Annotated in this window: 8 protein-coding genes and 2 pseudogenes; 5 read left to right on the top strand and 5 right to left on the bottom strand. The window is 61.4% G+C overall.

Annotated elements, in window-relative coordinates; translation table 11 throughout:
- The 4 genes and pseudogenes from BM252_RS28330 to tnpA form a co-directional block, all read right to left on the bottom strand.
- Positions 1–236: pseudogene (locus BM252_RS28330) on the bottom strand (hypothetical protein); the annotation flags it as partial.
- A 17-nt stretch (positions 237–253) separates the two neighbouring features.
- The gene (gene tnpC, locus BM252_RS28325; protein ID WP_093391058.1) at positions 254–1,798 is read right to left on the bottom strand and encodes an IS66 family transposase; all 1,545 of its coding nucleotides are present in this window, start codon (positions 1,796–1,798) and stop codon (positions 254–256) included.
- A gap of 39 nt (positions 1,799–1,837) precedes the next feature.
- On the bottom strand, positions 1,838–2,185 hold the full coding sequence (tnpB, locus tag BM252_RS28320; RefSeq protein ID WP_093391057.1) for an IS66 family insertion sequence element accessory protein TnpB: 348 nt from the start codon (positions 2,183–2,185) through the stop codon (positions 1,838–1,840).
- Positions 2,179–2,601: an IS66 family insertion sequence element accessory protein TnpA gene (gene tnpA, locus BM252_RS28315; protein ID WP_093391055.1), complete on the bottom strand. Its 423-nt coding sequence runs from the start codon at positions 2,599–2,601 to the stop codon at positions 2,179–2,181. Before tnpA ends, tnpB begins: the two co-directional genes overlap by 7 nt.
- Before the next feature lie 79 nt (positions 2,602–2,680).
- Between tnpA and BM252_RS28310 the strand changes: the two are divergent.
- A pseudogene (locus BM252_RS28310) lies at positions 2,681–3,670 on the top strand (Mu transposase domain-containing protein); the annotation flags it as partial.
- An 11-nt stretch (positions 3,671–3,681) separates the two neighbouring features.
- Positions 3,682–4,449 (top strand): IS21-like element helper ATPase IstB, encoded by a 768-nt coding sequence (istB, locus tag BM252_RS28305; protein ID WP_093391070.1) that lies wholly within the window; start codon positions 3,682–3,684, stop codon positions 4,447–4,449.
- Between the two features lie 80 nt (positions 4,450–4,529).
- Here istB and BM252_RS28300 read toward each other — a convergent pair whose 3' ends face one another.
- Positions 4,530–5,189: an ArsR/SmtB family transcription factor gene (locus BM252_RS28300; RefSeq protein WP_093391068.1), complete on the bottom strand. Its 660-nt coding sequence runs from the start codon at positions 5,187–5,189 to the stop codon at positions 4,530–4,532.
- A 115-nt stretch (positions 5,190–5,304) separates the two neighbouring features.
- Between BM252_RS28300 and BM252_RS28295 the strand changes: the two genes are divergently transcribed.
- Genes BM252_RS28295 through BM252_RS28285 form a run of 3 tightly spaced genes read left to right on the top strand, consistent with a single transcriptional unit; the run spans position 5,305 to position 7,682 of the window.
- Positions 5,305–5,658, top strand: coding sequence for a DsrE/DsrF/TusD sulfur relay family protein (locus BM252_RS28295; protein WP_093391054.1), 354 nt, complete (start codon positions 5,305–5,307; stop codon positions 5,656–5,658).
- A gap of 9 nt (positions 5,659–5,667) precedes the next feature.
- Positions 5,668–6,411, top strand: coding sequence for an MBL fold metallo-hydrolase (locus tag BM252_RS28290; RefSeq protein WP_093391052.1), 744 nt, complete (start codon positions 5,668–5,670; stop codon positions 6,409–6,411).
- Positions 6,412–6,425: 14 nt separating this feature from the next.
- A complete protein-coding gene (locus BM252_RS28285; RefSeq protein WP_093391066.1) occupies positions 6,426–7,682 on the top strand; it encodes an MFS transporter in 1,257 nt (418 codons plus the stop codon).
- The last annotated feature ends 19 nt before the right edge of the window (positions 7,683–7,701 follow it).

Below are 7,701 nucleotides of genomic sequence, written 5' to 3'. Positions count from 1 at the left end.
GTGTGCGTGGCGGTGTCTTGAACGGTGGCGCTGGTCGCTTGCAGTTGCAGCACGCGGCCCGGCGCGAGGGTGCCACGGCGGTGATCGAAATACATCACCTGCGCGCCCAAGTGCAGATGACGGCGCACATCGAGGATGCGGCGCGGGTCGGCGAGCATTTGGTTGAGGGCCAGGCTCAATTCATACAAGTCGAGGCTGGGGGCGTTACGCAGGGCGTCAAGAAGGCGGGAGTCCATCCCGCAATTTTAACGCGTCATGCCCATTGGTAGGTCGGCAGTGGCAGCAACTCGGCGACCCGGTTGATCGGATGCGATGGCAGCCGGGCCAGCACGTCCTTGAGCCACAGGTAGGGATTGATTCCGTTCAGCTTGGCCGTGCCGATCAACGAGTACATCGTCGCCGCCGCGCGGCCGCCACGCGCCGAACCGGCGAACAGGTAATTCGAGCGCCCCACGGCGATCGGCCGGATCGCCTGCTCGATCGCGTTATTATCGGGCACCAGCACGCCGCTTTCGGTATAACGCACCAACGCCTCCCAGTTGCGCAAGGCGTAGCCGAATGCCTGGGCCAGTGGCGCCTGCGGCACCAGTTGCGGCACCTGCCCGTCAAGCCAGCGACGGAACTCGGCCAGCAGCGGCACGCTGTGCTCCTGGCGCTGTCGTAACTTCTGGTCCGGCGTCAGGTCGCGTATGGTCCGCTCGATAGCGTACAAGCGTGCGATCCAGGCCAGCGCCACGCTGGCCAATCCCGGCGTTTTCTGCACCTTGGCGATCTCGAAGAACTTGCGACGGCAATGGGCCCAACAACCGACCTCCATCACGCGCCCGCCACGATACAGCGCCAAGTAGCCGCTGTAGGCGTCGGCCTGCAAATAGCCCTGATAGCCGGCCAGAAAGGTCGCCGGATGAATCGCCTCGCGCGATTCGGTGAATTCGAACAGGACCGCCGGTGGATGATCGACCCACAAACCATTTTCTTCGCGCTGACCGGCGCCAAGGTAACCCCACAGGCGGGCCGTCTTGGTGCTGCCACGGCCGGCCTCCTGCAGCGGCATCGTGGTGTCGTCGGAGTTCACGCGCGGCGCTGCCAGGATATGGGCCTTGAGCGCCGGTCGTAGTACCGCCAGCAGTTCCGCTGCGGCCAGCTTCCACTCGCACAGCGTGGCGCGCGGCAGGTGCACGCCATGGCGCTTGAAGATCGCCTCCTGGCGGTTAAGCGGCAGATGGTCGGCGAAGGTGCTCACCAGAACCTGCGCCAGCAGACCGGCGCTGGCATTGGACTTCGGCAGTGGCGACGGCTGCGCCGCCGCCGTGCGTACGGTCGACTCGCCGTCTTTCTTGCACGCGTACTTGATGCGCACGTGCTCGATCACTGTCAGCTTTGCCGGCGTGTAGTCCAGTGTTTCGGAGACCTCCTCGCCGATCTTCTCGATCCGGTCGAAGCATGCCTTTTCGGCATCGCTCAGGTCGTACTCGACGCGCTCGCGCGGCAAGTCCTTCGGCAGTGCCGGACGCCCGCGCCGTACGTGACCGGAGACCGGTGTTGCCGGTAAGGCCGGCGGCACGGGAATGGCGACGGATTCGGCGAACAAATCGCCCTGGCCAGGCAGTTGTTCCGAGCTGGCGCCGAAGCGCGCACGGACGAACTGGGCCAACTGGTGCTTGAGTAATTCGACCTGAGTCCACAGATCGTGGGCGATCCGGTTCTGTTCGAGGGCGATGCGGCGCATCGCGTCGAAGTCAGATGGAAGGTCGGAGGGATCAATGAGCGCCAGCATGCGGATCAAACGCATGAGCATGCCGGCGCGTTTACAGCGGATGAAAAATTAATCGCGGCATCACGCGACGCGCTGTGCCGTGACGGGCGGATGTGGTTGCAGCGGCGGAATGTCGATGCCTTCGAGCCAGGCGTGCAGCTCGGCCACCGACAGACCGCGCTGGGTCAGCAATTCCGGCGCTGGGAAGCGGCCACGCTCGAGCCGCTTGTACCAAAGCGCGAAGCCGGTGCGATCCCAATACAGGATCTTGACCTTGCGCCGGTCGCGCCCAACGAAGACTAACAGGTGGCCGGACATCGGGTGTTGCGCCAGAAGCGGCTCGACCAGGTAGGACAAACCATCGACGCCGTTGCGCATATCGACCAGGTCGCGGCATACGTAGGCGCGGCAGGCGCCTGCGATCAGCATGAGAAGCCGCCAAGGCGACCCAGCAGCTGACGCACGACCCGGTCGGCATGGGCGCCTGTCAGCTCGATGCGCATCCCGCCACTGCTGATGACGACGCTATCGCGCGCCGCTGACTTGGCCGGCGCCGCAACGACCGGAGGCGCGACCGGCGCGGCGCACTCCATCATTGAATCCGGCAGCACCGGAATGAAGCAAGCATCCGGTGTCATCACCCTCGCCGCCGTCGGCATGGTCACCTCGCACTTGGCCAGATCCGCGCGCCGCTTGTGAAACGTGCTGGTCGCCACGCCGTTCTGTTCGCAAAACTTGCGCACGCCGATGCCTGAAGCTTTCCACCGTGTGATCAAATCAAGCCAGAACTCGTCGCCGTGCCGGTAGTAGTGTACCGCGCCGTGCTGGACTAACTGCTTTCCCATTGCCCGCTCCCTGCGTTGTCATCGATATGACGTACGTTCGCAGATCGGGAAGGTCATGCATAGACGGGGATTCGCTGACACTTACCGCGAAACGATGGCCGACTGGCTTGAATCGACGGCACGTGCGCTGAACTTCTATGGTGGAGTCACGCAGCTCATCGTTCCCGACAACCCGAAAGCGATGATCTCAGACGCCAACCGCTATGAACCACGCGGCAACGACACTGTGCTCGACTTTGCACGCCACTACGGCACCTCGATCCTCCCTGCACGTCCCTACCACCCACAGGACAAGGCGAAGGCCGAATCGGCGGTGCAAATCGTCGAGCGCTGGATCATGGCGCGATTGCGTCATCAGCAGTTCGGCAGCGTGCACGAGGTCAATCAGGCTATGGCGCCGTTGCTCACGAGGCTCAACGATAAACCCTTCCAGAAATTACCCGGCAGCCGTGCCAGCGCCTTTGCCGAGATCGATGCGCCGGCCTTGTTGGCGCTGCCACTACAGCGTTACGAGATGGCGCGTTTCAAGACCGTCAAGGTCCACATTGACTATCACGTCGAAGTCGAGCGCCACCGGTACAGCGTGCCGCAAACCTTGGTCGGTCAAGTGCTGGAAGCACGCATCACCACAGCCGTGGTCGAGCTGCTGCATCGCGGCCAGCGCGTCGCCAGTCACGCCCGCAATACCCGCGTTGGCGGCTTCACGACCACGCCCGCGCACATGCCTGCCGCGCACCGTGCGCACATGGAATGGACGCCGCAGCGCCTGATCCACTGGGGCGAGAACATCGGCCCGGCGACAGCCGAGGCGGTGACGCGGTTGATGGCCGAGAATAGGCATCCAGAGCACGGCTACCGCGCCTGTCTTGGCCTGTTGTCGCTGGCCAAGCGCTATGGCAAGGTGCGCCTTGAAGCAGCTTGCACGCTTGCCCTACAGATCGGCGCCTGCCAGTACCGCCACGTAAACGACATCCTGAAGAACAACCGCGACAGGGGCGTCCCTGTCATTGCTGACGAATGGGTCAGCCCCGAGCACGCCCACCTGCGCGGTCCCGGCTACTACCAATAAGGAATATGACGATGATGATGCACACCACCCTGGCGCAGTTGCGCACCCTGAAATTGGACGGCCTGGCTGCGGGCCTTGAAGAACAACTGGCCCAACCGAGCATGACTGCGTTGAGCTTCGAAGAGCGCGTGGCGCTGTTGGTCGACCGCGAGGTCCACGCCCGCAATGACCGTAAGCTGGTCCGACTGCTAAAAAACGCGCACCTCAAATATGGCCAAGCCGCGATCGAGGACATCGACGCACGCGCTGGTCGCGGCATCGATCGGCGCGAGGTGATGAGCCTGGCCTTGGGCGACTGGGTCAGTGCCGGCCACAGCGTCCTGGTCACAGGCCCAACCGGCGCCGGCAAGTCGTGGCTGGCCTGTGCACTGGCGCAGTACGCCTGCCGGCGTGGATACTCGGCGATCTATCAACGTGTACCCCGCCTGCAGGAAGAACTGCGCATTCGGCACGGCAGCGGGGCCTTCGGAAAATGGCTGCTGCAACTGGCCAAGACTGACGTACTGGTTCTGGACGACTGGGGCATGGGGACCATCGACGGTATGACGCGCTCGGATCTGTTGGAGATCATCGACGACCGCGCTGGCAACAAGGCGACGATCATCACCAGCCAATTGCCACTCGAGCACTGGCATGCGTGGATCGGCGACGCCACCATTGCCGACGCCATTCTGGACCGCATCATGCAGCGCAACCATCGCTTCACGTTGACCGGTGATTCGCTACGCACCCAACGACCAAAAACAGTCAAAAAGGAGAAAAACATCGCCCCAGCGTAACTGCTGTGGCCAATTCAGTTCTACGGCAGCGGTAGGTCATGCGCCTTGTGAAATAAGGTAATCGGAATAGCTGAATCGCTTCAGCTATTCCACTCAACGACCCCTTCGCGCATTTGCAGCGCATCAATTCCCTGGCCACGCAACAGGTTGACGGCGTCGGTCGACATCAGGCAGAACGGGCCGCGACAATAGGCGATGACAGGCCGGTCCCTGGGCAACTCCGCCAAACGATTCTTCAGTTCTGCGAGCGGCATCGAGCGTGCAAACGGCAAGTGGCCGGCTTGGAATTCCTCGCCAGGGCGCACGTCGATCACAATCACTTCGCCGGATTTCGCCTTGGTCAACAGTTCTTCGCGGCTGTTGCCGACCCACTCATGGGTGGCCGCAGAGAGCTGGCGCAGAGCATCCTGCAATTCAAAAAGCCTATCCTCGGCAAGGACCCGCAACATTACCCATAACTGACCTACCTCGGTACTGGCCAAGCGGTAAATGATGTACTTCCCTTGCCGTTCGGCTTCAACGAGACGTGCCGACTTCAACTCTTTCAGGTGAGCACTGACCAGCTTGGCGCTAATGCTAGCCTCCTGCGCCAGAGCTTCGACCGTTTTCGGGGACTGTCCCAGCAATTCAATCAGCTCCAGCCTTTTCGGGCTAGCGGTCGCCTTGGCAATACGGGCTACTTGCTCGTACAGGGCATCCTTTATGGTTCGGTTCGTTGTCATAGGCAGGAGTGTCAGCATTTCATCGGCCGAGGTCAAGCACCGTGGTGCGATGGCCTTGCTTGGATGGCAAATATCCATTATATTCCAATGATCGTTAGATTGTTGGTATTTGAAAATTCAAGGGAAAATCCCGATGCAAGCACTGTTCATTCTTAATGCTGCGCCATACGGCAGCGAACTCACCCACAACGGCTTGCGATTAGCCGGTGCGCTGGCCAGGCGCGAACACAATGCGGTGCGCGTCTACCTGATGGGCGACGCGGTCGGCGCGGCGAAGAGCGGCCAGAAGCTGCCAGAGGGACAGCCCAGCCTGCAAACCATCATTGAGCGCGTTGCCGCCGCTGCCCAGGGAAATGTCGGCGTATGTGCCGGCTGCATGGATGCGCGTGCCCTGCAGGACAGCGAACTGATCGACGGAACGCATCGCGGCACGCTCGAAGAGCTGGCGGACTGGTCCGAATGGGCGGACAAGATTTTCGTATTCTAGGAGGCTGCAATGTTTTTCAAGCAAAGAGCAAATGACGACGCTTCGATTTCGTACTTCTTTGGCTGCGGCGGTCAAGGCAAGGGCATCGCGGTCGATGTGCTGGCAGGAGACGAGGCTTGGTACATCGACCAGGCGCGCAAGCTTAATGTCGAAATTACCTACGTGTTCGATTCACACATCCATGCCGATCACCTGTCCGGTGGCCGAACCCTGGCGGCGCTGACGGGTGCGAACTATGCACTACACGAAAGTAATGTCGGCAAGACCGCATTTCCATTTACGCCAGTAGGCCACAATCAAATTATCGACGCCGGCAATACCCGCATCCAGGTCTTGCATACACCTGGACACACGGAAGACAGCATCTGCCTGCTTGTGTCGGACCGCCGCCGCGCGGAAGCGCCATGGTTCGTCCTGACCGGCGACACGATGTTCGTCGGCTCGGTCGGCCGCCCGGATCTCGCTGGACGCGAGACGGAAATGGCGGCCAAGCTCTGGCAAAGCCTTCATGATCGGCTGCTGAACTTGCCTGCTGAGCTGGAAGTTTTTCCAGGTCATCAGGCTGGTAGTGCGTGCGGCGCTGACATTTCGGGCAAGCCTTCGTCGACGATCGGCTTCGAGAAGCGCTGGAATCCCCTGCTGACATTGGGGAAGGACGCGTTCACGGCAACGCTCACCGCAACAGTCTTACCACGCCCCGCCGAGATGGACAGGCTTGTCGCCGTCAATCTCGGCCAAGCCGAGTTTGCTTGACTATGGAGTCGGCGATGCCTAAATCACTGTCACCGTCCTTTGCCGCCTCAGACCTGCGGCTCGGACTGCGTGCAAATTGGCGGCAGTTCAGCTTGCTTGTTGTGGTCAATGCCTTTGTCGGCGCCATGGTCGGTATGGAGCGCAGCATCTTGCCCGCCATCGCCGAACAGGAGTTCAAGCTGGTGGCCCACAGTGCGATCCTCGCGTTCATCGTCGTCTTCGGCGTGGCCAAGGCATGCACAAACTACTTTGCCGGCCGCTTTTCCGACGCCTACGGGCGCAAGGTCGTGCTGGTGATCGGCTGGCTTATAGCCGCGCCCGTACCTTTTCTGTTGATGTGGGCGCCATCCTGGAACTGGATCTTGCTGGCCAACGTTTTTCTTGGTGTTAGCCAAGGGTTGACCTGGTCGACCACAGTCATCATGAAGATCGATCTTGCCGGACCAAAAAATCGCGGCATGGCAATGGGAGTCAATGAGTTTGCCGGGTATTTTGCAGTCGGCGCGGCCGCGCTCGCGACAGGCTGGATCGCAGCAAATTACGGCTTGCGACCGCAGCCGTTCTACCTCGGTGTGGCGTTTGTCATGATCGGTTTGCTGCTATCGGTGCTGGTCGTGCGCGAGACACGCGGCCATTCGCACTTGGAAGCTGCAATGACGCCGTCGCCTGGTGCTGCCGTGCCTTCGCAACGTACGATCTTCTGGCAGACCAGCGTGCGCGACCCCAGCTTGTCGTCGATTAGTCAGGCTGGCCTCGTCAACAACCTCAACGATGGCATGGCATGGGGCCTATTCCCCTTCGTGTTTGGCGGTGCCGGCATGACCCTTGCACAGATTGGCACACTCGCCGCGATCTACCCAACTGTATGGGGCGTCTGTCAATTGTTCACAGGTGCCCTGTCAGACCGCATCGGCCGCAAAGGCTTGATCGTTGCGGGGATGTGGGTACAGGCGCTGGGTATTGCCATTATCGCGCTCCGGTCTTCATTCGCATGGTATGCGACAGGAGCGGTGCTGTTGGGGATTGGCACCGCAATGGTTTATCCGACCCTGCTTGCGGCCATTGGCGACGTGGTCAACCCGGTCTGGCGTGCTTCGACCGTCGGCGTCTACCGCTTCTGGCGCGACCTCGGCTACGCGATCGGGGCCTTACTTGCTGGCCTGGTGGCCGACTTGTACGGTGTGATCAGCGCGGTTTGGTTGGTCGCGGCAATCACTTTCCTGTCGGGCGTGATCGTCGCTTTCCGAATGCGCGAATCCAGATCGACCTGAACATCCCAGGGGGCGGCTA

Origin of the sequence: Rugamonas rubra, from assembly GCF_900114705.1 — a bacterium.
Lineage (GTDB): Bacteria > Pseudomonadota > Gammaproteobacteria > Burkholderiales > Burkholderiaceae_D > Rugamonas > Rugamonas rubra.
The sequence above is the reverse complement of the archived record's forward strand: the minus strand, read 5'-3'. Positions and strand labels throughout refer to the sequence as shown.